Source organism: Amorphoplanes digitatis, assembly GCF_014205335.1.
GTDB lineage: Bacteria > Actinomycetota > Actinomycetes > Mycobacteriales > Micromonosporaceae > Actinoplanes > Actinoplanes digitatus.
The window spans coordinates 8,105,952-8,130,796 of the sequence record NZ_JACHNH010000001.1 but is presented as its reverse complement, the minus strand read 5'-3'; the positions used below and the strand labels follow the sequence as shown (position 1 = coordinate 8,130,796).

The 24,845-nt window shown below is 73.6% G+C and carries 22 protein-coding genes; 15 read left to right on the top strand and 7 right to left on the bottom strand.

The annotated features are described in order from the left end of the window. On the top strand, positions 1 to 1,092 hold the full coding sequence (locus BJ971_RS35995) for a DNA glycosylase AlkZ-like family protein (RefSeq protein WP_239087633.1): 1,092 nt from the start codon (positions 1 to 3) through the stop codon (positions 1,090 to 1,092). Positions 1,093 to 1,119: 27 nt separating this feature from the next. Here the strand turns inward: BJ971_RS35995 and BJ971_RS35990 are convergent, their stop codons facing one another. The 4 genes from BJ971_RS35990 to BJ971_RS35975 form a co-directional block, all read right to left on the bottom strand. Then, the gene (locus BJ971_RS35990; protein ID WP_184997766.1) at positions 1,120 to 1,413 is read right to left on the bottom strand and encodes a DUF3040 domain-containing protein; all 294 of its coding nucleotides are present in this window, start codon (positions 1,411 to 1,413) and stop codon (positions 1,120 to 1,122) included. A gap of 119 nt (positions 1,414 to 1,532) precedes the next feature. Further along, positions 1,533 to 2,768 carry a bifunctional glycosyltransferase family 2/GtrA family protein gene (locus tag BJ971_RS35985; RefSeq protein ID WP_184997765.1) on the bottom strand — a complete coding sequence of 412 codons (1,236 nt, stop codon included), beginning with the start codon at positions 2,766 to 2,768 and terminating at the stop codon, positions 1,533 to 1,535. 140 nt (positions 2,769 to 2,908) lie between these two features. Then, positions 2,909 to 5,044 (bottom strand): ArnT family glycosyltransferase, encoded by a 2,136-nt coding sequence (locus tag BJ971_RS35980; RefSeq protein ID WP_184997764.1) that lies wholly within the window; start codon positions 5,042 to 5,044, stop codon positions 2,909 to 2,911. A 100-nt stretch (positions 5,045 to 5,144) separates the two neighbouring features. Continuing rightward, positions 5,145 to 6,263, bottom strand: a complete 1,119-nt coding sequence (locus BJ971_RS35975; protein WP_184997763.1) for a 3-deoxy-7-phosphoheptulonate synthase — start codon at positions 6,261 to 6,263, stop codon at positions 5,145 to 5,147. 216 nt (positions 6,264 to 6,479) lie between these two features. Here BJ971_RS35975 and BJ971_RS35970 point away from each other — a divergent pair, with 216 nt between their 5' ends. Continuing rightward, on the top strand, positions 6,480 to 6,884 hold the full coding sequence (locus BJ971_RS35970; protein WP_184997762.1) for a hypothetical protein: 405 nt from the start codon (positions 6,480 to 6,482) through the stop codon (positions 6,882 to 6,884). 4 nt (positions 6,885 to 6,888) lie between these two features. On the opposite strand, the gene BJ971_RS35965 is transcribed toward BJ971_RS35970, so the two are convergent. Further along, the gene (locus BJ971_RS35965; RefSeq protein WP_184997761.1) at positions 6,889 to 8,472 is read right to left on the bottom strand and encodes a sensor histidine kinase; all 1,584 of its coding nucleotides are present in this window, start codon (positions 8,470 to 8,472) and stop codon (positions 6,889 to 6,891) included. Continuing rightward, a complete protein-coding gene (locus BJ971_RS35960; RefSeq protein ID WP_184997760.1) occupies positions 8,450 to 9,187 on the bottom strand; it encodes a response regulator transcription factor in 738 nt (245 codons plus the stop codon). Before BJ971_RS35960 ends, BJ971_RS35965 begins: the two co-directional genes overlap by 23 nt. A gap of 159 nt (positions 9,188 to 9,346) precedes the next feature. Between BJ971_RS35960 and BJ971_RS35955 the strand changes: the two genes are divergently transcribed. From BJ971_RS35955 to BJ971_RS35945, 3 genes are all read left to right on the top strand, one after another. Then, positions 9,347 to 10,984: a hypothetical protein gene (locus BJ971_RS35955; RefSeq protein WP_184997759.1), complete on the top strand. Its 1,638-nt coding sequence runs from the start codon at positions 9,347 to 9,349 to the stop codon at positions 10,982 to 10,984. A 124-nt stretch (positions 10,985 to 11,108) separates the two neighbouring features. Further along, positions 11,109 to 11,480, top strand: a complete 372-nt coding sequence (locus BJ971_RS35950; RefSeq protein ID WP_184997758.1) for a tetratricopeptide repeat protein — start codon at positions 11,109 to 11,111, stop codon at positions 11,478 to 11,480. A gap of 10 nt (positions 11,481 to 11,490) precedes the next feature. Further along, a complete protein-coding gene (locus tag BJ971_RS35945) occupies positions 11,491 to 11,775 on the top strand; it encodes a Smr/MutS family protein (RefSeq protein ID WP_184997757.1) in 285 nt (94 codons plus the stop codon). Positions 11,776 to 11,778: 3 nt separating this feature from the next. Here the strand turns inward: BJ971_RS35945 and BJ971_RS35940 are convergent, their stop codons facing one another. After that, the gene (locus BJ971_RS35940) at positions 11,779 to 14,160 is read right to left on the bottom strand and encodes a M28 family peptidase (RefSeq protein ID WP_184997756.1); all 2,382 of its coding nucleotides are present in this window, start codon (positions 14,158 to 14,160) and stop codon (positions 11,779 to 11,781) included. Positions 14,161 to 14,226: 66 nt separating this feature from the next. On the opposite strand from BJ971_RS35940, the gene BJ971_RS35935 reads away from it, so the two are divergent. The 10 genes from BJ971_RS35935 (at position 14,227) to BJ971_RS35890 (ending at position 24,777) form a co-directional block, all read left to right on the top strand. Beyond that, on the top strand, positions 14,227 to 14,574 hold the full coding sequence (locus BJ971_RS35935) for a hypothetical protein (RefSeq protein ID WP_184997755.1): 348 nt from the start codon (positions 14,227 to 14,229) through the stop codon (positions 14,572 to 14,574). Positions 14,575 to 14,719: 145 nt separating this feature from the next. After that, positions 14,720 to 15,913, top strand: a complete 1,194-nt coding sequence (locus tag BJ971_RS35930; RefSeq protein ID WP_184997754.1) for a PP2C family protein-serine/threonine phosphatase — start codon at positions 14,720 to 14,722, stop codon at positions 15,911 to 15,913. Continuing rightward, positions 15,910 to 17,514 carry a sensor histidine kinase gene (locus tag BJ971_RS35925; RefSeq protein ID WP_184997753.1) on the top strand — a complete coding sequence of 535 codons (1,605 nt, stop codon included), beginning with the start codon at positions 15,910 to 15,912 and terminating at the stop codon, positions 17,512 to 17,514. The genes BJ971_RS35930 and BJ971_RS35925 overlap by 4 nt, the downstream gene beginning before the upstream one ends. Next, on the top strand, positions 17,511 to 17,966 hold the full coding sequence (locus tag BJ971_RS35920) for a response regulator (protein ID WP_184997752.1): 456 nt from the start codon (positions 17,511 to 17,513) through the stop codon (positions 17,964 to 17,966). Before BJ971_RS35925 ends, BJ971_RS35920 begins: the two co-directional genes overlap by 4 nt. Continuing rightward, positions 17,959 to 18,765 carry an inositol monophosphatase family protein gene (locus BJ971_RS35915; protein ID WP_239087631.1) on the top strand — a complete coding sequence of 269 codons (807 nt, stop codon included), beginning with the start codon at positions 17,959 to 17,961 and terminating at the stop codon, positions 18,763 to 18,765. Before BJ971_RS35920 ends, BJ971_RS35915 begins: the two co-directional genes overlap by 8 nt. Before the next feature lie 4 nt (positions 18,766 to 18,769). Further along, entirely contained in the window at positions 18,770 to 19,543 is a 774-nt protein-coding gene (locus tag BJ971_RS35910) for an SDR family NAD(P)-dependent oxidoreductase (RefSeq protein ID WP_184997751.1), read from the top strand. Positions 19,544 to 19,607: 64 nt separating this feature from the next. After that, on the top strand, positions 19,608 to 20,618 hold the full coding sequence (locus BJ971_RS35905) for a coiled-coil domain-containing protein (RefSeq protein WP_184997750.1): 1,011 nt from the start codon (positions 19,608 to 19,610) through the stop codon (positions 20,616 to 20,618). A 25-nt stretch (positions 20,619 to 20,643) separates the two neighbouring features. Next, the gene (locus BJ971_RS35900) at positions 20,644 to 22,155 is read left to right on the top strand and encodes a fused MFS/spermidine synthase (protein ID WP_184997749.1); all 1,512 of its coding nucleotides are present in this window, start codon (positions 20,644 to 20,646) and stop codon (positions 22,153 to 22,155) included. Between the two features lie 101 nt (positions 22,156 to 22,256). Then, positions 22,257 to 23,975, top strand: coding sequence for a serine/threonine-protein kinase (locus BJ971_RS35895; protein ID WP_184997748.1), 1,719 nt, complete (start codon positions 22,257 to 22,259; stop codon positions 23,973 to 23,975). Positions 23,976 to 24,051: 76 nt separating this feature from the next. Next, positions 24,052 to 24,777, top strand: coding sequence for an SDR family NAD(P)-dependent oxidoreductase (locus BJ971_RS35890; protein WP_184997747.1), 726 nt, complete (start codon positions 24,052 to 24,054; stop codon positions 24,775 to 24,777). The last annotated feature ends 68 nt before the right edge of the window (positions 24,778 to 24,845 follow it).

Sequence of the window (24,845 nt, the reverse complement as noted above, 5' to 3'; positions counted from 1 at the left end):
ATGGACGTGGACCGCGGACAGGTGATGGCATATCGGGTCGCCGCACTCGGGCTGGCCGAGCGCGGCCGGCAGCGCCCGGGTGACCTGGCGGTGCTCGACCTGGGCGTGCAGGAATACACGCCCGGATCGGTGGCGGTGGCGCTCGCGGCCCGCACCGGCGCCGAGCTGACCGACGACCGGCTGCTGATGGTCTGGGCCGCACGGGGCGCGCCGCATCTGCACCGCCGCCGCGACCTCGGTGCGCTGGTCAAGGCGTTGTGGCCGGTCAGCGACGCGGACGCGTCGGCGCGGATCAACAGCGCCCAGATCCCCGAGGGCGTCAAGCTCGGCCTGAAGGCGTTCGAGGCGACCGCGAGTGCGTTCCGCGAGGTCGTCACGTCATCGATGCCGCGGGGCGAGGCCAGCACCCGGGTCAGCGCGCTGGTGCCGCGCGAGCTGACCTATGACTGCCGGTCATGCGGCGCCCGGCACATCGCCGGCAATGTGTGGCAGCACTCCGGCCTGGCGGGCGGCGTCGAGGTCGAGTCGCGCGGCAAGGACGCGACGCTCGGCCCGATCCGCGACGCGCCGCCGCGGCCCGACCGCAACGAGGGCATCGAGGACCTGATCGGGACCTATCTGCGGCTGCTCGGGCCGGCCACCCCGGCCGAGGTGGCGAAATACCTGGGCAGCACCGCAGCCGAGATCAAGAAGGTCTGGCCGGGCGACCTGAGCGAGGTCCGGGTCGACGGCCGCAGGGCCTGGCTGCCCGCGTCCGCGGTTGCCGGGCTCGCCGCCGCCGCGCCCGCGCGGGGCGTGCGGTTGCTTCCCGCGATGGACGCGCTGCTGCAAGCGCGCGACCGCGACCTGCTGGTCCCGGAGCGGGCCCGGCAGAAGGAGATCTGGCGGCTGCTGGGAAATCCGGGCGTGGTGTTGAGCGACGGCGAGATCGCCGGGGTGTGGCGGGCCAGGATGGCCGGTCGAAAGCGCGTCGATCTCACGGTGACGCCGTTCGGGTCGATGAACGCCAAGGCCCGCAAGGCGGTCGAGGAAGAGTCCGCCGTGGTGGCCCGGGCCCGCGGGGTCGCCGACGCGACCGTCACCTTCGCCTGAGCGCACGCGACCGTTCCGCCCGGCCGGTCACCAGGCTGGCGGGAGGCCCCCGGGGGATGGGCGGCTGGGGCGGCAGCGGTAGGTGAGTGCGGCGAGCAGGACCGCGCCCCACACCGCGGCGACGGCGGCCGCGCCCCACCAGCCGAGGACGCCGAGGGCCAGGACGGCGGCCCAGACCACGCAGGCGGCGAGCACGAGGGAGGCCGGCACCCGCCGGCGGGCGGGCGCATGGCCTCGCATCCGCGCGCAGAACTCCGGGTCGTCCCGGCGTAGCTGGCGCTCCAGCTGCGCCAGTCTGCGGCTGTCTTCCTTGCTGAGCATGTCGCCACCTCCGGCGGGCCCGGACAGAAAGGCACGTCGACCGGGACCATGTAGCCGTCCCGGTCGTTGCCCATTGTTACTCGTCGGTCACCGAATTCATACTCTTTGGAGCATTGTGTTCACGCCTGATCAAAGCTAGGGGGAGCGGCGCGGAAGACCCAGCCGCGCATCAGCAGGAAGCGCACCCCGGTGGCGACCAGGTTGGCGACCACCAGGACGCCGAGCTCCACGATGGTCGGTGGGTCGCTCGCCAGGTGCAGCAGGGCGAGCGAGCCGCTGGTAAGCCCCAGCCCGACGGCGAAGACGACGAGCCCCTGCGCCTGATGGCGCCAGGCGCCGTCGCTGCCGCGTACCCGGAAGGTGAGCCGCCGGTTGGCCGCGGTGTTGGCCACCGCGGTGGCCAGCAACGCCACCAGGTTGGCGGCCTGCGGGCCGAAACCGTTGCGCAGCAGGGCGTAGAGCAGCAGGTAGGCGAGCGTGCTTGCCACGCCGACCGCCGCGAACCGCAGTAGCTGCCCGGTGAGCCCGGCCGGCACGCCCGCCACCGGCAGCGGGTTGCGGCCGAGCTGGCGGCGCAGGGCGGCCACCGGCAGCCGGCCGCTGCCGAGCGCCCGGGTGAGCCGGGCGATGCCGCGCAGGTCGGCGATCGCGGTGGCCACGATGTCGACCCGGCTGTCCGGATCGTCGATCCAGTCCACCGGCACCTCGTGGATGCGCAGCCCGGTCCGCTCGGCCAGCACCAGCAGCTCGGTGTCGAAGAACCAGCCGGTGTCCTCCACCATCGGCAGCAGCCGCTCGGCCACGTCCGCCCGGATCGCCTTGAAGCCGCACTGCGCGTCGGAGAAGCGCGCCGAGAGGGTGCCCCGCAGGATCAGGTTGTAGGTGCGGGAGATGAACTCGCGCTTGGCGCCGCGTACCACCCGGGAGCCGCGGGCCAGCCGGGAGCCGATCGCCAGGTCCGAGTGGCCCGAGATCAGCGGCGCGACCAGCGGAAGCAGCGCGCCGAGGTCGGTCGAGAGGTCCACGTCGAGGTAGGCGAGGACGGCCGCGTCGGAGTGCGTCCACACGTGCTTGAGCGCCCGGCCCCGGCCCTTCTCCGGCAGGTGCACCGCCACCACCCCGGGCAGCGACCCGGCCAGCCGGCGGGCGACCTCCTGAGTGGAGTCGGTGCTGGCGTTGTCCGCGATGGTGATCCGGAACCGGTACGGGAACGCGGTACGCAGGTGCTCGTGCAGCCGGCGGACGCAGGGCTCGAGGTCGATCTCCTCGTTGTAGACCGGCACGACGACGTCGAGCATCGGGGCGAGGGTCCGGACCTGCTCGGCGGCGGGCGAGGGCAGCATGGAAAGGCTCATGTCACGAAGATCGGTCGCGGTGCTATGCCCGGAATATGGCGAACCTGTGCCTGGCCTGTGAGTCCCGTTTGGAGTCTGTGGCACGCCGCGCGGGCGGCCCCCGAGTTCGGGGACCGCCCGCGCCGGGTCGGAGGGGTGTGTCATCGGGTGGCGGTCAGGTCGTAGACGGTCGCACCGCCGACGGTCTGCGCGGTGTAGTTCGCGGTCACCCACTCGGAGATCTGCGAGCTGTAGTTGCTGCCGCCCGAGCCGCCGCCGGGACGGCCGCCACCGAACCCTCCGCCACCGATGAAGTAGTGGATCTTCCCCTCGGCCACGTACCTCTGGAACTGCGCCAGCGTCGGCGACGGGTCGCTGCCATTGAAGCCGCCGATCGCCATGACCGGGTCGCCGGTGGCGAGCTGGTAGCCCGAGGCGTTCTGCGAGCCGATCGCCGCGGCAACCCAGGTGTACCGGTCGGCGTCCGCCTCGAGCAGCGCCTTCATCTCGGCGCTGACGGTGGCCGCGTTGAGCAGGCCGCCCATGCCCCCGCCGCCGCGCGTCCCGCCGCCCGGCGTGCCGGTGCCGCCGTTCTGCTGACCGCCGGGGAAAGCGCCGCCGGGGAAGGTACCCGTGCCGCCGGGTGCGGTGCCGGTGCCGCCGGGCCCGCCGGGGAAGGCGCCCATGCCGCCCGGGAACCCGCCGCGCTGGCCGCGACCGCCGCCGGGGCCGCCGCCGCCCGGGCCGCCGCGGCCGCCGAACCCGCCCTGTCCGGCCGGTCCGGCCGACGGGATCGAGCCGGTGTGCGGCTCGGACGCCGTCTGCACCGCGTAGGCCGCCGGGCCGGCGAGCACCGCCGCCAGCGCCAGCCCTGCGGTCGCCACCGCGATCCGGGCCGGCAGCCGCAGCGCCGCGAGCACGCCGAGGGCCGCCGCGACGCCGCCGACCAGGACCACCCAGCGCAGCCACGGCAGGAAGTCGGCGCTGCGCGCCAGCAGGTGGTAAGACCACCAGGCGCTCACCGCGATCGTCGCCGCCAGGGTCAGCGCGGCGAACACGTTGCGCCGGTGGCGCCAGAGCAGCGCCGAGCCCATGCCGGCCACCGCGCCGATCGCCGGCGCCAGGGCCACCGTGTAGTAGGCGTGGAAGATGCCCTGCATGAGGCTGAAGACCAGGCCGGTGCCGACGAGCCAGGTGCCCCAGAGGATCAGCCCGGCGCGCAGCCGGTCGGTGCGCGCGGCCCGCAGCGTCAGGACCAGCCCGGCCGCCAGCAGGATCAGCGCGGCCGGCAGCAGCCAGGAGACCTGACCGCCCTGCGAGCCGTCGAACATGCGCAGCAGGCTGGGATCACCCCAGGCGCCGCCGCCGTTGCCGCCCCCGCCGCCGACGCTGCCGGTCTCGTCGCCGTTCAGCCGGCCCAGGCCGTTGTAGCCCAGGGTCAGCTCGAGCAGGCTGTTGTTCTGCGAGCCGCCGATGTAGGGCCGCATGGAGGCGGGCACCAGCTCGACGATGGCGATGTACCAGCCGGCGGAGACCACGACCGCGAGGCCGGCGAGCAGCAGCTGCACGATCCGCCGGCCCAGCTTCGGCGGCCCGGCGAACAGGTAGGCGAGCGCGTACGCCGGCACGACAAGCAGCGCCTGGAGCATCTTGGTGAGGAAGCCGAAGCCGACAAGGGTGCCGGCAAGCAGCAGCCACCTCGTCGAGCCGTGCTCGATGGCCCGCACTGTCGCGTACGCCCCGGCGACCATCAGCAGCACCAGCAGCGCGTCCGGGTTGTTGAACCGGAACATCAGCACCGCGACCGGGGTCAGCGCGGACACCGCGCCCGCGATCAGGCCGGCCGCCGGGCCGTACCAGCGGCGGACCGTGGCGAAGAGCAGGCCGGTCGTCGCGACGCCCATCAGGGCCTGCGGTACGAGGATGCTCCACGCGTTCACGCCGAAGATCCGGGCGGACAGCGCCATCACCCACAGCGAGGCGGGCGTCTTGTCGACGGTGATCGAGTTGGCCGCGTCGGACGAGCCGTAGAAGAACGCCTTCCAGCTCTCGGACCCGGCCTGCACGGCCGCCGAGTAGAACGCGTTGCCCCAGCCGGAGGCGCCCAGGCCCCAGACGTAGAGGACGCCGGTGAGCAGCAGCAGGGCCAGCAGCGAGGGCCGCACCCACGGCGGGTCGTCGGTGCGGCCGCGGGTGAACGCCGACCAGCGGGACCGGGGCGGGTCCGCCGCCGGCGGCGCGGTCGGTGGCGGCTCGACCGGCGACACCATCGGCGGTACGGGCAACGTCGAGGTCATCGAGGATCCTTAGGGCAGGCGGAAGAGCTGTCCCCGTCACTGTCTTCCGCCCGCCTGTCGGACCCTTATGCCGTTCCTGTGCGCGCCCTGTGAACTCCGTTCAGACGGCGCGGCGCTTCGCCGAGGCCGTGGCGAGCCGGTTCAGCACCTCGACGGTCGGCTCCCAGCCCATGCACGCGTCGGTGACGCTCTGCCCGTACGCGAGCTCGCCGCCCAGGTCCTGCCGGCCGGGTACGAGGAAGCTCTCCAGCATCACGCCCCGGATGCCCCGCTGGCCGGCCTCGAGCTGGCCGGCGACGTCGTCGGCGACGATCGGCTGGCGCAGGTGGTCCTTCTCGCTGTTGCCGTGCGAACAGTCCACGATGACCCGTTCGGGCAGGCCGGCGGCCTTCAGCAGCGCGAGCGCCGCGTTGACGTCGGCGGCGCTGTAGTTCGGGCCCTTGCCGCCGCGCAGCACCAGGTGGCAGTCCGGGTTGCCGGTGGTGTGCATGATCGCCGGGGTGCCGGAGACGTCGATGCCGGGGAAGACGTGCGGCACGGCGGCGGCGTTGATCGCGTCGATGGCGGTGGCGATGCTGCCGTCGGGGCGGTTCTTCATGCCGATCGGCATGGACAGGCCGGAGGCGAGCTGGCGGTGCACCTGCGACTCGACGGTGCGGGCACCGATCGCGCCCCAGGCCACGGTGTCCGCGATGTACTGCGGGGTGATCGGGTCGAGGAACTCGACGCCGACCGGCAGGCCCCGGCCCAGCACCTCGACCAGCAGCGACCGGGCCACCCGCAGCCCCCGGCCGACGTCGCCGGTGCCGTCCAGGCCGGGGTCGTTGATGAGCCCCTTCCAGCCGACCGTCGAGCGCGGCTTCTCGAAGTAGACCCGCATCACGATCAGCAGGTCGTCGGCGAGCCGTTCGGCCTCGACCTTGAGCCGGTCCGCGTACTCCGCGGCGGCCACGGGGTCGTGCACCGAGCACGGCCCGACGACGACGAGCAGGCGCGGATCTCGGCCGTCGAGCACGGCCTCCACCTGGCGGCGGCTGTCCAGCACGGTCGCGGACAGCTCATGCGTCAGCGGCAGCTCGTGGTGGAGCAGGGCGGGGCTCATCAGCGGCACGATGGTGTCGATGCGCTGGTCGCTGACCCGCTGCACCTCGGGGATGGTCACGGCTGGCTCTTCTCCTCCGCCGGTGCCCGGGGCCGGCGGCCCGGGTGGTGCCGGCATTCGCAAAAAACGAAAGGCAGCGACGATTGTCGCTGCCTTGGCCGGCCCTACGGGGGTGTCTCAGGTCATGGGATCATGGCCGAGGCACCGGCGGGAGCCGGCCTCGTAAACCACTGATACCAGAAGGACACGCGCAGAGCTTAGCCCATCGGCGCGGGTGCGTGTCCGTCAGCCGGGGTATGTGCACCCGCAACTTGCTGTGCTGCGATTAAGCGCATGAACAACGCGAGCGCGCCGTACCTCCTGGACGGCCTGGCCGAGCTGCCGCCGGCACGGCGACGGCAGGCCGTGGCGATGGTCGTGCTCAGGGTCTGGGAGACACCGGCCGTCCTACTGGATGAGATCCCGCCGACTCAGGCGCTGACGGCCATCGCCGCCATCGCGGCCGGGCTGCCCGGCGCGGCCGGCCGCCCCTGGGTCGACGACCGGCTGCGGGCGGCGGCCTGCCCGAACGTGACGAGCGAGCTGGCCGGCCGGGCGCTGCGCGCCCTGGACGTGATCGTGGGCCGGGACAGCGCGTCGGTGCCGCTGGAGCTGCACGTCACGGACGGCGAGGCGGCGGGCGCGCTGCTGAACGAGCTCCGGGACGTCCTGATGGACGGCCTGCGCCTGAACCGCTGACCGCCTACCTGCCGGCGTACTGGTGCTCCGGGTGCTGCGGCACCGCCGTGGCCGGCAGCCGGACGGTGAACTCCGTGCGGCCCGGCGCGCTGTGCACCGACACCGTCCCGCCGTGCGCCGTCACCACCGCGTGCACGATCGACAGGCCAAGGCCGGTGCTGCCCGCCTCGCGTGAGCGCGAACCGTCGCCGCGCGCGAACCGCTCGAAGATGTGCGGCTGCAGCTCCGCCGGGATGCCCGGGCCCTCGTCCGTCACGGTCAGCAGCGCGGCGTGGTCGTCGCGGCCGACGCCGACCGTCACCCGGGTGCCCTCCGGCGTGTGTGTCCGCGCGTTGGTAAGCAGGTTGGCCAGCACCTGTTGCAGCCGCTGCCCGTCGCCGGTGATCGTCACCGGCTCCTCCGGCAGGTCGAGCCGCCAGTCGTGCCGGGGGCCGGCCGCGTGCGCGTCGCTGACCGCGTCGACCACCAGCATCGTCAGGTCGACCGGCTCGTGCGCCAGCGGCCGCCCGGCGTCCAGGCGGGCGAGCAGCAGCAGGTCCTCGACCAGCGCGGTCATGCGCTGCGCCTGCGACTCGACGCGGCGCAGCACGTGGGCGATCTCGTCCGGTACGGGCTGGCGGCTGCGGCGGCTCAGCTCGGCGTAGCCGCGGATGGCCGCGAGCGGGGTGCGCAGTTCGTGGCTGGCGTCGGCGACGAACTGGCGTACCTGCGTCTCGCTGGCGTGCCGGGCCTCCAGCGCGTCGCCGACGTGGTCGAGCAGCCGGTTGAGCGCCGAGCCGACCTGGCCCACCTCGGTGCGGGGGTCGGTGTCCGCGGCCGGTACCCGCTGGGCGAGCTTCACCTCGCCCCGGTCCAGCTCCAGCTCGGAGACCCGGGTCGCGGTCGCGGCGACCCGGCTCAGCGGCTTGAGGTTGCGGCGGATGATCACCGCGCCCGCCCAGCCGGCGACGATCAGCGTGACGAGCACGGTCGCCCCGGTGACGACGGCGATGCTCAGCAGCGTGCCCTGGGTCTCCTCGAGGGGCAGGGCGGTGACGACCTGGGTGCCGTCGTCGAGGACCGTGGCGATGGCGCGGTAGTCGCCGAGGTCGCCGCCGAGGTCGACGTCGACCGGGTTGCCGTCCGGCGGTACCGTCGCGAGCTCGTCGACGGCGTCGGCCGGCAGCGCGGCGAACTCGTTGAACTGCCACTGCGAGGTCTCGCTCGCGGTCTCGGTCTGGCGGTACTGCACGATGCCGCCGCCGGCCACCTGCACGCCGCTGTCCGACGGGACCAGCCCGACGTAGATCTGGCCGGACTGCGCGCCGGGCGGCGGGATCTGGTTCGGCCAGTACTGGGTCGGACGGTTCCGGCCCGGCTCACCGGGCCTCGGCCCGCCGAGCGCGCGCCGGCCGGCCTCCTGCAGCTGCTCGTCGACGCGCTCGTAGAGGGCCTTGTGCAGGTAGATCTCGGCGGTGACGCCGACCACCAGGCCGAGCAGCACCAGCAGGCCGACCATGATCGCGATCAGCCGGGTGCGCAGGGGCCAGCCCGCGGGACTCCAGCCTGCGGGCCGCCGCGGGGCCTCAGTCGGCGGGCTTGAGGACATAGCCGGCTCCGCGCATCGTGTGGATCATGGGAGTCCGGCCCGCGTCGACCTTCTTGCGCAGGTAGGAGATGTACAGCTCGACCACGTTCGCCTGGCCGCCGAAGTCGTAGTTCCACACCCGGTCCAGGATCTGGGCCTTGCTCAGCACCCGGCGCGGATTGCGCATCAGGTAGCGCAGCAGCTCGAACTCCGTCGCGGTCAGGGTGATCTGGTCGCCGCCGCGGCGCACCTCGTGGCTGTCCTCGTCCAGGCTCAGGTCGCCGACGATGAGCTGCGACTCCGTCCGCATCCCGGAGTTGGTCGACCGGCGCATCAGCCCGCGCAGCCGGGCCACGACCTCCTCCAGGCTGAACGGCTTGGTGACGTAGTCGTCGCCGCCGGCGGTGAGGCCGATGATCCGGTCCTCGACGGAGTCCTTCGCGGTCAGGAAGAGCACCGGCACGTCGGGCGTCTCGCCGCGCAGCCGGCGCAGCACCTCGAGCCCGTCGAGGTCGGGCAGCATCATGTCGAGCACGACGGCGTCGGGCCGGAAGTCGCGGGCGGTCCGGACGGCGGTCTGCCCGTCGCCGGCGCTGCGCACCTCCCAGCCCTCGTATCGCAGGGCCATCGAGAGGACCTCGGCCAGCGTGGCCTCGTCGTCGACCACGAGGACCCGGACCGGCCCGCCGTCCGGGCGCCGGAGCTCCGCTCCGACCTCTGCGTTCGCCATCGTCATGCCCCAACTGTCGCGGGCCTCGCTTTGCGCCGCCTTTCCGCTTCCTGTGTAGCACCTGTGCGTCTCTGTCACCGGCAGTCAGGCGTGTCGGAATCGGACTAAAAGCTAAAAACTCCGCATAATGTCCGGCGTTGCGCCGGGCGGCTGAGGGAGGAACGGGTGCGAGCACGCCGGGTCGGTGCTGTCTTCGCCGTGCTCGCTCTGGTCCTGCTGCCGGGGCCGGCGGCCGCGGAGGCGCCGTATCCGCCGGGCATCAGCGCCGACACGGTACGGACCGCGACCCTGGGCGCCGCGACCATCGCGGCCGGCGGCGCACACTCCTGCGCGATCACCAGCCTGGGCGGCCTCTACTGCTGGGGCGACGACTCGTCGGGGCAGCTCGGCGACGGTCCGCGGGCGCACGCAGTCGGCGAGGTGGTGCCCGCCCTGCCGGCCGCCGTCGGTGTCGACGCGGGCAGGGCGCACACCTGCGCGATCGACCTGCGCGGCGCCGCGCACTGCTGGGGCGACGGCTCCGCCGGGCAGCTCGGCGACGGCGGGCACGCCGACCGGGACGCGCCGGCCAAGGTCGCGGCCCTGGCCGGCCGGAACCTGGTGGAGATCGCCACCGGCGCGCGCCACTCCTGTGCCGTCGACGACGAGGGCGTGGCCTGGTGCTGGGGCGACGGCTCGCACGGCCAGCTCGGCGCGCATGGGGTGACCGGCTCGGCCCTGCCGGTGCGGGTCAGTACCCGGACCGGGATGCGCGACCCGGTCGTCGGCATCTCCGCCGGGCGGGACACCACCTGCGCCACGACCGCGGTCGGCGCCGCGTACTGCTGGGGCTCCGACGCGTACGGGCAGCTGGGTCCCGCCGGGCGTGGCGACCGGGACGAGCCGGCGGTCATTCCCGCGCGTGGCGCGCTGCGCGGCAAGATCCGTGAGATCGCGGTCGGCGGGACGCAGGCCTGTGCGGTCGACACCGACGGGCGGGCGTTCTGCTGGGGCAGCCGGGCGCTCGGCTCCGGGCCGGACCGGCCGCGGTTCGAGCCGGTCGCCGTCGGCGCCGCCGGCGCGTTCGACGAGATCGCGGCGGGCGGCGAGCACACCTGCGGGCTGGACCGCGCCGGGCGGGCGTCGTGCTGGGGCGAGGGCGCGGGCGGCCGGCTCGGCAACGGCGGGGCGGCCCGGCGTACGGCGCCGGTCGGCGTGCGGAGTGCCGCGCTGCGCGACATCGACGCCGGCGACGAGCACACCTGCGCCTTCGACACCCGCGGGTACGCGTACTGCTGGGGCGCCGGCGCAAACGGCCGGCTCGGCACGCCCGTTGCGGCGGGTCGCTCCGTACCGGTGCAGGTCCGGGGATTGCCGAGGCCACCGGTGGCCGCGACGGGCGTGCGGGTGCGTGCGCTCGACGGCGGCCTGCGGGTCTTCTGGCGCCCGCCCGCGGACATGGGGTCCGGTGAGTTCCTGTACTTCTGGGCGACGACGGCCGACTACCGCTCGACGTGCACGCTGGCGGTCGCCACCGCGGACGGCTGCGAGCTGGTCGGCCTCGAGAACGGCCGGCGGTACGACGTGGCGGTGCTGGTGCGCACCCGGGACGGCCTCACGGTGAGCAACCTCGTCACCGGCATGCCGGCCATGGTCGCGCCCCCGCCGTCCGGGGTGCCGCCGCCGCGCCGGGCGTCCGTCACGGTGCTGCCCGGCGACGGCGCGGGCGAGCTGGTGACCGGCCTGAGCCCGCTCGCGCTCGTCGCCCTCGGCACCATGCTGCTCGGCGGCGGCCTGGCGGCCCTGCTGGTCAGGAGGAGATAGCCGGTCCCAAGGCTTGCGGAATACGGTGAATTGTCGGGAAGCTTGGAGCAGCGGAACACTCGCCGTACGGCCGATGTTGTGCCAGCGTTGGTCAAGTCGCCGGCTGAGCGTGGGGAGCGGGTTTGTGGATCTTCTCGAGGAGTACCGCAGGGCCACCTTCATCTTCGAGTCCGGCGACCCGCTCGGCGCGGCCCGCCTCCTGGAACCGATAGTCGAGGCGGAGCCCGGCAACGCCGCGGTCCGGCAGCTACTGGCCCGCGCCTACTTCAACTCGGCCCAGCTGACCAGGGCGGAGGCGCAGCTACGGGCGCTGATCGAGCATGACCCGTCCGATCACTACGCGCACCACGTCCTCGGCCGGACCCTGGAGCGGGCGGGGCGCTTCCGCGAGGCACTGCCGCACCTGCGCCTGGCGGCCGCGATGAAACAGCACGACGACTACACCGACGCGGTCCGCCGGGCCGAGACTTGGCTGGGCAAGAACGACGGCGCATAGGATCGCGAACGTGAAGCTCAAGCTGGATCTCCACGACATCTTCAACCGCGGTACCGAGATCGACAGGGCGCTGCGCGGCATCATCGACGAGGCCATCCAGAAGAAGGCGACCCTTGTCGAGATCATCCCGGGCAAGGGGTCGGGAGCCCTCAAGAAGAAGGTGCTCCGCTTCCTGGACCAGAAGGAGATCAAGCAGCTCTACCACCGGGTGGAGAAGGACGGCGACAACTGGGGCCGGCTGTTCATCCACTTCCGCTTCGAGCCGGCGCAGGGCCGCGGCCGCCGCGGCCGGTGAACCTCAGAGGGTGTACGTGTGCGCCACCGCCAGCATCTCGGAGCTGTGTGAGCCGGTGATCCCCACGTCGGCCGGGCGGGGCTTGAAGCCCGGGAGGGTGGAGAGGCCGTCGCTGGCGTCCATGACGCGGATCTTCAGCGGCGCCGTGCCGCGTACCGTCATGGTGATCTCCACGCCGTCCGCCGGCGGCGCGTGGAAGACGAAGCCGAACCCCCACGGGCCGCCCGCGGTCCGGTCCGTCGGGACGGGCCGGCCGCCGGCGGTGGCCGCCGTGACCGTCGTCTCGGCGCCGACGTGCAGGGTGACCAGCCGGACCGGGCGTTGCGGCGCCAGCCGCAGCCGGACCGTGCGCAGGTCGCCGGCGGTCGAGTCGGCCACCTTGGTCAGCAGCGGCGCGGGCAGCGTCGCGGCCTGAGCCGGCCCGGCGAGCAGCTTCTCGGCGCCGAACGCCGGCAGGGTCGCGGTGACGGTCGCCGCCGGGCCGAACACGTACTGCGAGGTCCACTGCTGCGGCGAGGCCTCGGCGCTGAGCCAGAGCGCCTCGTTGGTGTCGGTGTCCAGGGCGTACATGAGGTGGGTCGGCGCGGGGTGTGCCGCGTCGAAGCGGTCCACGACCAGGCCCGTCGCGGTGCAGGCCAGCACGGCAACCGCCGCCGCCAGCGCCGGCAGCGCGCCCAGCCGGCGGGCGCGGGCGGCGACCATGCCACGCTGGCCGCCCGCCTCCGGGTGCAGCAGGTCGATCACCGGAAGGAGGGCGAGCCCCAGCAGGGTGGCGATGAACGCGCCGGAGGCCGCGAGGTTCAGGCCGAGCGCCGGGAAGAACATGATCACGGTCGGGAGCAGCACGATGATCGCGACCGCCGCGCCCAGCGCCAGCGCCACCACCGGCCACCAGCCGCGCAGGAACACGGCGGCGATGCCGGCGAGCGCGCCCGCCAGGGCCGGCAGGGCCGTCAGGTACGACCCGCCGGGCGCGAACGCGGCAAGCACCAGCCCGAGCACCGCCAGCCAGCCCAGGCCGCCGATCGCCAGCGCCGCCGGGCCCAGCCGGCGGCGCAGCAGCGCGTACCAGGCGAAGACGACGAGGGCGGCCAGCGCCAGGATCGCCAGCCTGTACCAGAACGGGCGGTACGGGTCGATGGGCAGCTCGGCGTACCCCGGACGGATGACCTTGAGCAGCGCCCAGAGGAGCTGGGCCAGCACCGGTACCACGACGATCGGCACCAGGGCCAGGCCGAAGCCCGCCGCGAGCCGGCCTGTGCCGGCCAGGCCGCGGCGCCGGGCCAGCCAGGCCAGGGCGAGCTCGGCCAGCAGCGCCAGCGCGGCCAGCGGCCAGGTCAGCGCGCCGGGGTAGACGGCGAGCCCGCCCGGCACCGGGAAGTAGGTGGCGTCCGCGCCGGACCTCAGCCCGGCCAGGTCGCGGTCGCCCAGGTCGCGGGCCAGCGCCAGCGTGTTGTCGCCGAGGTGTTGCAGGCTGTCGGTATCCATCGCGGACGGCGTGTCGGTCGGCGCGTGGTACACCGCCGCGCCGTCGATGTACGCGGTGTTCAGCCCCGTGAAGCCCCGCTCGCGAAACGCCGTGAAGTCCGTGTCGTTCGGCAGCCGCCGGTAGATCTCGACCGCGAACGAGGTGCCCACCGGCTTCGGCGCCTTCGCGAACGCGCCGACCAGGGCCGCGTTGTCCGCCGCCGTCTCGAACATGATCGCCGGGCCGCTGCTGCCGCGGGCCTCCAGGTTGAGCACCACGCCGCCGCCCTGCGCCAGCGGATGCTGCTCGACGAAGGCCTGCGCGCCGCAGAGGCAGGCCTCCTCGGCGTCGGTCAGCACGAAGACGACGTCGTTGCGCAGGCGCGGCCCGCCGGCCAGGGCGCGCGCCGCCTCCAGCACGGTCGCGGTGCCGGCCGCGTCGTCGTTGCCGCCCGGCCCGGTCTGCGCCGAGTCGTAGTGCGCGACCAGGAAGATCCGTCCGGTCGACGCGGTGCCCGGCAGCAGCGCCACGACGTTGCGGACCCGGGCCAGGCCCGTGCCGCCGGCGCTGGAGGACAACTCGCCGCCCTGCACCGACGTGGTGTCCTGCACCTCGGCGGTGAGTCCGGCGGCGCGCAGGGCGGCGAGCACCTGGTCGCGGACCGCCGAGTTGGCCGCGCTGCCGGCCACGTGCGGCCCGGTGGCGATCGCCTGGACCCGCTCGAACGCCCGGCCCGCGCTGAAGTCGGAGGCGGGCGCGCCGGCCGGGCGGGCCGCGGGCGGCCGCACGGACTGCCACGCCAGCGCCGCGACCACCGCGAGCGCCAGGACTGTGGCCAGGGCGGTCAGCGCCCGCCGAGGGGGGCGTGCCAGGGCGCGCGAGGCGGCCACGATCCGGGGTTCGTTCACGTTTGACATCTAAGCGCCTGCGGCCCGGACCGGGTACCCCGATGATCGTTGGGGCTGGTGGCATAGCTTTGTCCAGTGACCGTCCCGCTCGACCCCCCAGCCGTGTTCGCCGAGTTCATCGAACGCGTTGCCTGCTACGACCCCGTGCCCGACACCGGCCCCGTCGCCGTCATCGGCCTGCGCACCGCGTTGGGGGAGGCGACGTTCCAGGTCAGCGACCATGTCGTCCGGGCGATGTGCCGGGCGCTGGAGGCGTACCGGGATCCCGACGACCGGGGTACCTGTAGCTCGTGCGGCAGCCGGAGCCTCGACGAGAATCTGCACTGCCGCGACTGCGGCCGGCTGCACGGGATCCTCGGCGCGGTGATCGCCGAGCACGCCCGCCGGGTCGCCGCGGATCCCTCGTACGGGCCGCCTGGGTGAGTACCCCGCCCGGCATCGGCGGCCGGTGTTGTGTACCCGCAGCGTGTGGTGGACTATCAGCGGGTCCCGCCCGAAGGAGTCGAGCCATCAAGCGTCCCCGCCGCGCCGGTGCCGTCGTTGCCCTGCCGTGCGGGGTGGCGCGTTGATGGAGCGTTCTCTCGCCGGCTCGCCGACCGCGCTGACGGCCCCGGAGCGGCTGCGCATCCTGCTCGTCGAGGACGACGAGGGCGACGCGTTCCTGGTCCGCGAGCTGCTCGCCGAGGCCGGCGCGTCCTTCGACCTCCAGGTGGCGACCAGCCTGCGCGAGGCCCGGCCGCTGATGCACGGCGTGCAGTGCGTCCTGCTCGACCTGGGCCTGCCCGACGCCGAGGGCATCGAGGGGCTGCGCAGCCTGCTCTCGGTGGCCGGCGGCGCCGCGGTGTGCGTGCTCACCGGGCGCTCCGACGAGCACCTCGGCGTGGCGGCCGTGGCCGAGGGAGCGCAGGACTACCTGGTCAAGGGCCAGGTCGACGGCGTCCTGCTGATCCGGGCGCTGCGCTACGCGGTCGAGCGCAAGCGCGCGGACGAGAACGCGCGGCGGCTGCGCGAGGTGGAGCTGCGCCAGGCCGAGTCCGCGCGCCTCGAGCGCGGCCTGCTGCCGCAGCCGCTGATGCAGACCACCGAGGTCGCGGTGCACACGTTCTACCGCTCCGGGCGGGCGATGGGCCTGCTCGGCGGCGACTTCTTCGACGTGGTGCAGATCGGCGAGGACCGGCTGCACGTGATCGTCGGCGACGTCTGCGGGCACAGCGTGGACGAGGCGGCGCTGGGCGTCGAGCTCCGGGTGGCCTGGCGGGCGCTGGTGCTCGGCGGCGTACCGGAGGATCAGGTCCTCGGCGCCCTGGAGCAGGTGCTGATGAGCGAGCGCCGGGCCCGCGAGGTCTTCGCCACGGTCGCGTCGGCCGTCATCGACCTCGCCGGCAACCGGGCCACCGTGCGGGTGGCCGGCCACCCGCCCCCGGTGCTGCTCACCGGCGACCGGGCCGAGCCGGTGGACGCACGCCGGGGCATCGTCCTGGGTGTCCGGCCGGCACCGACGCCGGCGACCGAGGTGGAGTTCCCCGGCGGCGACTGGTCCCTGCTGATGTACACCGACGGGCTGATCGAGGGGCGCACCGGCGCCGGCGACGAACGCCTCGACGTGGACGGCCTCTGCGGACTGCTCGGCCGGCCGGCCGCGAAGGGTGTTCCGCTCGCGGCGCTGCCGGCCTGGCTGGTCGGCCGGGCCGAGGAGGGCAACGGCGGCCCGCTTGCCGACGACGTCGCCATGCTGCTGATCTCCCGTGGAGGCGGTCGATGACCCTGCTCAGCGTGCGTACCTGGACACTGCGCCGGCGGGTGGTCGCACTCTGTCTCGCCGTCGGCCTGATGCTCACCGTGCTCGGCGTTTTCGCCGCGATCACCGCGGCGAGCAGCAACGAGCAGATCGACGTCATCCTCAACACGACCACCCCGATGCGGGCTGCCGGCGAGAGGCTCAGCACCGCGGCCGTCGACCAGGAGACCGGGGTCCGCGGTTTCGCGATCAGCGGCAACGAGGGCAATCTCAGGCCGTACACGGACGGGCTGGCCGCCCAGGAGCGGCTCCTCTCCGAGATCGAGAAGTTCAACGAGGAGGACGGTACGGCCGACCCCAGGATCAGCGCGGGGCTGGCGCTGGTGCGGCAACGGGCGGGCCTCTGGCGGGCCGCCGTCGCCGACCCGTTGATCAACACCGTTCGCGCGCAGGGCCCCGAGGCCGGCCAGGCGCTTGTCGACGCGGCCGGCACCAGGGAGTTCGACGCGCTGCGGGCCTCGATCAGCGACCTACAGGCCGAGATCCTGATCGTCCGCCAGAAGTCCGCCGACGACGCCAAGCGCACGGGCTCGGTCCTCGTCGGCCTCGAGGTCTTCGCCGCGGTCGTGGTGATCCTCGCCGGTGCCGCGCTGCTGCTGCTGCTCGACCGCCTGGTCACCCGGCCGGTCACCGACCTGGCCGAGCAGGTCCGCGAGGTCGCCCGCGGCGACTACGACCGGGCCATCACCAGCGAGGGCTCGCCCGAGCTGCGCACGCTGGCCGCCGACGTCGACGGGATGCGCCGGCAGATCTCCGCCGAGCTGTCCGAGGTACGCGAGGCGCGCCGGCAGATCGAGTGGGTCAACGAGCAGCTCAAGGTGCAGGCGGAGGAGCTGACCCGCTCCAACCGCGACCTCGAGCAGTTCGCCTACGTCGCCTCGCACGACCTCCAGGAGCCGCTCCGCAAGGTGGCCAGCTTCTGCCAGCTGCTACAGCGCCGGTACGCGGGCAAGCTGGACGAGCGCGCCGACCAGTACATCGGCTTCGCGGTGGACGGCGCGCAGCGGATGCAGCAACTGATCAATGACCTGCTGGCGTTCTCCCGGATCGGGCGGCTCACCGCGGGCTTCACGGACGTCGACCTGGACCGGGTGCTCACCGAGGTCAGGTCGCAGCTGGAGGGGCGGGGCGGCGCGGACGCGGAGATCGTCTGGGCCGGCCTGCCGACGGTGGAGGGCGAGGAGCCGCTGCTCACCACGCTCTTCGTCAACCTGATCGGCAACTCGCTGAAGTTCCGCCGGCCCGGCGTGCCGCCGGTCGTCACCGTCTCCGCGGAGCTTCAGGAGCAGGAGTGGCGGATCAACGTCCGCGACAACGGCATCGGCATCGAGGCGGAGTTCGCCGACAAGGTCTTCGTGATCTTCCAGCGGCTGCACGCCCGGGACGCCTACGAGGGCACCGGCATCGGGCTGGCCATCGTCAAGAAGATCGTCGAATACCATGGTGGACGGATTTGGCTCGATCATGACGTCGCCGAGGGTGCCTCGATCTACTTCACCCTGCCGCTGCTGGCCGGTGTCCCGGTGCGCGAGCCACAGGAAGCTGCGAAAGGGGGCTCATCGTGACCGGTGCCATTCGTCAGGACGGCACGCCCATCGAGGTGCTGCTCGTCGAGGACGACCCCGGCGACGTGCTGATGACCCAGGAGGCGTTCGAGGAGCACAAGGTCCGCAACCGGCTCACCGTCGTCTCCGACGGCGCGGCGGCGCTCTCCTATCTGCGCCGCGAGGCTCCATATGAGAACTCGGTGCGCCCCGACCTGATCCTGCTCGACCTCAACCTGCCGCGCCGCGACGGGCGCGAGGTGCTCGAGGAGATCAAGAAGGACGACGAGCTGTGCCGCATCCCGGTGGTTGTGCTGACCACGTCGGCGGCGGACGAGGACATCCTGCGCAGCTACCAGTTGCACGCGAACGCGTACGTGACCAAGCCGGTCGACTTCGAGCGCTTCATCGCGGTGATCCGCCAGATCGACGAGTTCTTCGTCACCGTCGTGAAGCTGCCGCCGCGTGCGTGATGACCTGATCGACCGCGCGACCTCGCTGATCCGCGAGGTGGCGCAGACCGAGGTGCTGCCCCGGTGGCGGCACCTCAGCGACGCCGAGATCCACCAGAAGTCGCCCGGCGACCTGGTCACCATCGCCGATCAGGAGGCCGAGCGGGCGCTGACGGCGGGGCTGACCGCGCTGCTGCCCGGCTCGCAGGTCGTCGGCGAGGAGGCCGTGGCGGCCGACCCCGGCGTGCTGGGCCGGGTCGGCGACGCCGGTGCCCTCTGGATCGTGGACCCGGTCGACGGCACCAACAACTTCGCCGCGGGCAAGACGCCGTTCGCCGTGATGGTCGCCCTGCTGCGCGACGGTGAGCCGGCCGCGGGCTGGATCCTGGACGTGGTCGACGACCGGATGACCGTCGCCGAGGCCGGCAGCGGGGCGTACACGGACGGCCTGCGGGTCAAGGTCCGCACCGACGACCCGCCCGCGAGCGCGCTGAGCGGCGCGGTCTCCCGCAGCTACTTCCCCGACGACGTGCGGGCGCGCATGGAGCGGGGCATGGGCGCGCTCGGCACGGTGACCCGCGGGCGTCACTGCGCCGGCTACGAGTACGTGGCGGTCGTCGCCGACGTGCAGCAGTTCGCGACGTTCTGGCGGATCCTGCCGTGGGACCACGTGCCGGGCGCGCTGATCGTCTCCGAGGCGGGCGGCACGGTGCTGCACCTCGACGGCTCGCCGTACCGCCCGACGGACTCCGAGCGCGGCCTGCTGGTCGCGGCGAACGAGGACGTCTGGGCGACCGTCCACGCCGCGCTCCTCGCCTGACGCCGTGTCCGCGTACCTCGAGGAGCTCTTCGGCCTGACCGGCCTGACCGCCGTCGTGACGGGCGGCAGCTCCGGGATCGGCCGCGCGATGGCGGGTGCGCTCGGCCGGGCGGGCGCCCGGATCGTCCTGGTCGCGCGGCGACCCGGGCCGCTGGCGGAGACCGCCGCGGAGCTGGCGGCCGACGGCGTGCGGGTCGCGACGGTCGCCGCGGACCTCGCCGACCGCGCGGCGCTCACCGCCGCGATCGACAGGATCGTCTCGCCGTACGGGGACCCGGACGTGCTGGTCAACGCGGCGGCGGTGAACCGGCGGCCGCCGATGGACGAGCTGACCGACGACGACTGGGACGTCACCCTCGCCGCCAACCTGACCGCGCCGTTCCTGCTGGGGCAGGCCTTCGCGCCGGCGATGGCGGCGCGGGGCCGGGGCCGGATCATCAACGTCGTCTCCCAGCAGGCCTTCCGGGCGTACGGCAACAGCGGCGCGTACGGCGTGGCCAAGGCCGGCCTGGTGGCGCTGACCAGATCGCAGGCGGAGGCGTGGTCGGCGCGCGGCGTCTGCTGCAACGCGGTGGCACCGGGTGTCGTGCACACCCCGCTGACCGAGCCGGTCTTCGCCGACCCGGAGAAGGTGGCCGCGCACGCCCGCCGCACGATGATCGGCCGAAATGGCGTACCGGCCGATTTCGCCGGTTGTGCCGTTTATCTGGCGAGTGGTGCTAGCGCTGCGGTGACAGGCCAAACACTCTTCGTCGACGGTGGATACTCGGCGACTTGACCGAGCTGTAGATATCACCCAAGGCGAGGTAGAGTCACCGCGCTCACGACTTGGGAGGTAGACCGTGGCGGCGACTCTCCTGCGCCGGCTCCAGCCTGTCCTGGCACTGCTCGCTGCGGTGGCCGTGCTCGTCGTCGCCGCGCCGGCCGCGCATGCGGAACCCGACAAAGAGGGCGGGACGAAGACCCTTCGCGCGGCCCTCGAGTCGGCCGCCAAGGGCCACATCGAGGCCAAGAACAAGCTCGACAACTCCAAGAAGCGTCAGGTCCAGCTCGGCGAGACGCTCAAGCAGGCCAAGGTGCGGGCGGCGGCGCTGGAGACCCGGGTCGGCGAGATCGCCAACCGTGCCTACCGGCAGGGCCGCTTCAACACGATGACGCTGCTGATCAACAGCACCTCGCCGGACGCGTTCATGGAGCGGGCGCTGCGCCTCGACCAGATGGCACAGGTCGACGGCAAGGCCCTGACCGGCTACCAGGACGCGGTCGCCACGACCGAGCAGGCGAAGAATGCGATCGACCTGGAGATCAAGGAGCAGAAGAAGCAGGTCACGGTCATGGCCAAGAAGAAGGAGCAGGCCGAGCAGGCGCTGGCCAGCGTCGGCGGAGGCGCCGTCGCCGGCGGCTTCATCAACGCGAACTCGCCGCTGGCCAAGGCCGCGCCGCGCAACTCCGACGGCTCCTGGCCCAAGGAGTCCTGCACGATCAACGACCCCACCACCTCCGGCTGCATCACGCCGCGGCTGCTCAACTCCTACCAGCAGTCCAGGGCGGCCAACTTCAAGCGGTACACCTCGTGCTTCAGCGAGCGCTCGTCCGGCGAGCATCCCAAGGGACGGGCCTGCGACTTCTCCGCGGCGGCCGGTGGCTTCGAGAACGTCAACGCCTCCGGCGGCGACCGGACCTACGGCAACAGCCTGGCCGCCTACTTCGTCAAGAACGCGTCGCGACTGGGCGTGCTCTACGTGATCTGGTTCCGGCAGATCTGGTCGCCGGGCACGGGCTGGCGGGCATACAGCGGCTCGGGCGGTCCCTCTGCCACGCACACCAACCACGTGCACCTTTCCGTCATTTAAGGCGTGCGCCGGTAGCATCCGCGCGATGGAGACCTCCCCGCCGCGTGCGCTGCCGTCCGGACTCGCGACCGGGCTGGTGTTCTTCGCCAGCGGCGCGGTGCTGGTCCTGGAGATCGTCGCGCTGCGGCTGGTCGGGCCCTATGTCGGCGTGACGCTACAGGTGAGCAGCTCGGTCATCGGGATATCGCTGGCCGCGATCGCGTACGGCACGTGGCTCGGCGGCCGGCTCGCCGACCGGCTCGACCCCCGGGTGCTCCTCGCCCCGGCGCTGCTCCTCGCCGCGATCACCACCGCGGGCACCCTCCCGCTGGTCCGCTGGGGCGGCGAGATCATGCGCGGCGGCGCGGCCCCGGCGGTGCTGCTGCTGGCCGCCATGGCCGTCTTCCTGCCCGCGTTCCTGCTCTCCACGATCACGCCGCTGACGGTGAAGCTCCAGCTCGGCGACCTGCGCCGGACCGGCGAGGTGGTCGGCCGGCTCTCCAGCTTCGGTACGCTCGGCGCGATCACCGCCACCCTCGGCACCGGCTTCGTCCTCGTCGCGGCGATGCCGAGCAGCTGGATCGTGCTGACCCTCGCCGGGGTGCTGGCCCTCGCCGGCTTCGGGCTCGGCTGGTGGCTGCGCCGCACCACACCGGGGCTGACCCTGCCGGGCCGGCCGCGGACCCGGGCCGTGGTGGTCACCATCGGGCTGTTCGGCGCCGGGCTGGGCGCGTCGGCGCCGACGCCGTGCGACATCGAGACCGCCTATCACTGCGCGCGGGTCGACGCCGATCCGGCCAGGCCGGGCGGGCGGACGCTGATCCTCAACTCGGCGCGGCACTCGTACGTCGACCTGAACGACCCCCGGCACCTGGAGTTCGCGTACGTGCAGTGGCTCGGCGCGCTCGTCGACGTCGCCAAGGCCGGCGGCGCCCCGATCGACGCCCTGCACCTGGGCGGGGGCGGATTCACCGTGCCGGGATACGTCGCCGAGACCCGGCCCGGCAGCGACCAGCTCGTCCTCGAGCTCGACGGCGGCCTGGTCGAACTCGACCGGCGCGAACTCGGCCTCCGCACCGGGCCGGGGCTGCGGGTGCGGGTCGGCGACGCGCGGGTGGGGCTCGCCGCGCAGCGGGCCGGCGCGTACGACCTCGTGGTCGGCGACGCGTTCGGGCACCTGGTGGTCCCGTGGCACCTCGCCACCCGGGAGATGGCCGCCGACATCTCGCGGGTGCTGCGCGCGGACGGCGTCTACGCCCAGAACGTCATCGACTACCCGCCGGGCCGCTTCATCCGGGCCGAGGTGGCCACGGTCGCGTCCGTCTTTCCGCACGTCGCGCTCGTCGCGCCGCAGGCTGCCCTCGACGGCGAGACCGGGTCCAACTTCGTGATCGTGGCGTCGCGGTCGCCGCTGGCGCTTGACGAGATCCGCGGCCGCCTCGAGCTGGTCGACGAGCCGGTGGAGCTGATCTCCGGCGCCCGGCTGGACGACTTCGTCGGCGGCGCCCGGGTGCTGACCGACGACTACGCGCCGGTGGATCAACTGTTGGCGGGGTGATTCCGGACAAAGAGCGTTGCGCCGGTCAGACCGCCGTGACCGCCGGAGGTGTTTTCCGGGACCCCGGGTGAGAGGGCGGTGCGCGGGGCAACAATCGGCTCATGGGGTGGCTGGCGACCGGCAGACGAGGTGGCCTTGTCGGCAATCGATACCGCCTGATAGAGCGGCTCGGCACCGGCGGGATGTCCGTCGTGTGGCGCGCGCACGACGAGATCCTCGGCCGGGCCGTCGCGGTCAAGGTGCTATCCCCGCAGCTCGCCACCGATTCGCTGTTCCGCGACCGGCTGCGCCAGGAGGCGCTGGCCGCGGCCCGGCTGTGCCACCCGCACATCACCGGGATCTTCGACTTCGGCGAGTCCCCGCTCGACGAGAACCTCACCGTCCCGTACGTGGTGATGGAGCTCAACGACGGCGAGTCGGTCTCCGTCCGGCTGCACCGGCAGGGCTCGCTCCCGTGGCGCGAAGCGGTGATCATGGTGGCCGAGGTGGCGTCGGCGCTGGCCTCCGCGCACGCCCGGGGCGTCGTGCACCGCGACGTGACCCCGGCCAACGTCATGCTCACCGGCACAGGGGCCAAGGTGGTCGACTTCGGCATCTCGGCCCTGATCGGGCAGCGGGACGCCGCGGCGGACGGCAGCCTGCTCGGCACGCCCGCATACCTCGCGCCCGAGCGGCTCAGCGGCAGCCCGGTGTCGCCCGCGACCGACGTGTACGCCCTCGGCCTGCTGCTGTACCGCACGCTCACCGGGCGGTTCCCGTGGCCGGCCGGCAACACGACCGAGGCGCTGCGGGCGCACCTGTTCGCGGATCCCGAGCCCGTACCGTCGCTGCCCGGCCTGCCGCCGGAGGTCGCGGACCTGTGCCGGCGCTGCCTGGCCAAGGAGCCCGGGCAGCGCCCGGACGCCGCCGAGGTCGCCGTGACGCTGGCCGCCCTGGTCGGGATGCAGCCGATCATCCCGCCGGTGGCGGCCCGCGAGGCCACGCCGCGCCCGTCGCCGCGCCCGGTGCCGCGCCCGTCGCCGCACCCGGCGCCGCGTCCCGCGCCGCGCCGGGCCACCGGCTCGCCGCCGCGCGCCGCGTCGCGTCGGGCCGGCGGGCCGTTCCGGGGCGGCCTGGTACGCGAGCTGTTCCGCGGCGGCCGGCTCGATGCCGCCGTCCTGGCCGGCCGGCATCGTCTCCAGGCGGGGGTCGCCACCGTCGTCCTGGCCGCGACCCTCGGCCTTGCCTGGTCGTCCAGCCGCGAACCGGTCGACGTCGGCACCGCACAGGCCGCGGCGGCGGGCGCCGGGCCGAACGCGGTCGCGCCGCGCGGCAGCGGGTGTAAGGTCCGCTACCGCGTCCAGCACGACACGGGTACGGACTTCGGCGCGCAGGTCACGGTGATCAACACCGGCGAGCACGTGCTGTCCGGGTGGCGGCTGGAGTTCGCCTTCGCGGGCGGGCAGCGGCTCACCGACTCGCCGAAGCGGCTCAGCCAGCGCGGCCGCAAGCTGATGCTGGAGGCCCGGGAGGGCAGGGACCTGCGGCCCGGCCGCTCCGACACCATCGTGCTGAGCGGTAGCTACCGGGACAGCAACCCGCTGCCGTTTGCCTTCCGGCTCAACGGGCACAAGTGCCGGGCCGAGGTGCTCGGCGCCGTGCTGACGCCCGAGACGGCGGACAACGGCCCCGCGCCCCCGGCCTCGTCCCGGAAGCCGGCCGAGTCGACGCCCTCGCCGCGGCCGCCGAAGAAGCCCGTCGGCAACCTCGCCCCGGCCCCGGCGCAGACGCCGGAGCCGCGCAAGGATCCGCCGACGGCGGGCTTCTCCGTCACGATCTGAGCGGTGCCGCCGGTACGCCGGTGGTCGGTGCGCGTGCGGCCCGCGGCCGCCGGTTCCGCTGGCTAGAGTCGGCGACATGACGAGGCTTGCGGTGGTCAGCGGGGGCGGCACGGGAATCGGCCGGGCGACGGCGGGGATGCTGGCGGGGGAGGGCTACGACGTCATCATCGTCGGGCGGCGCCCGGACGTGCTTGCCGACGCCGTGAAGTGGATCGGCCCGCAGGCGACCGCGGTCCGGGCCGACCTCGCGGAACCGGGGCAGGCCGACGCCGTGGTGGAGGCGGTCGCCGGCCGCGCGGTGGACGTCGTGATCAACAACGCGGGCGCGTACATCGGCGGTGACGACTCGACGCCGCAGGGCGTTGCGGCGCGCTGGCGGGCGAACTTCGACTCGAACGTCATCACGGCCGTCCTGCTCACGGACGCGCTGCTGCCCCTGCTGCGGCGCCCGGGCGGGCGGATCGTCCTGACCAGTTCGATCGCGGCGCAGCGTGGCGGCGGCGGGCCGTACTCGGCGGCGAAGGCGGCGCTGCACGGCTACGTGCTGGACCTGGCGACCCGGCTGAGCCCCGAGGGCATCACGGCGAACGTCATCTCGCCCGGCTACGTGACGGACAGCGAGTTCTTCGACGGCCGCATGACTGAGGAGGGCCACGCGCAGCGGGTCGCGGCGACCCTGGTGAAGCGGGCCGGCGTGCCGGACGACATCGCCGAGGCGGTCCGCTGGCTGGTCGGCCCCGGCGGCGGCTTCGTGACTGGCCAGATCATCAACGTGAACGGCGGCTCGGTGCTGGGCCGCTGACGCCCGGTGCCGCAAGTCTGTCGGTGCGGGCTGGTAGACATGCTGGCGTGGCGGATATGCGGCGGGAC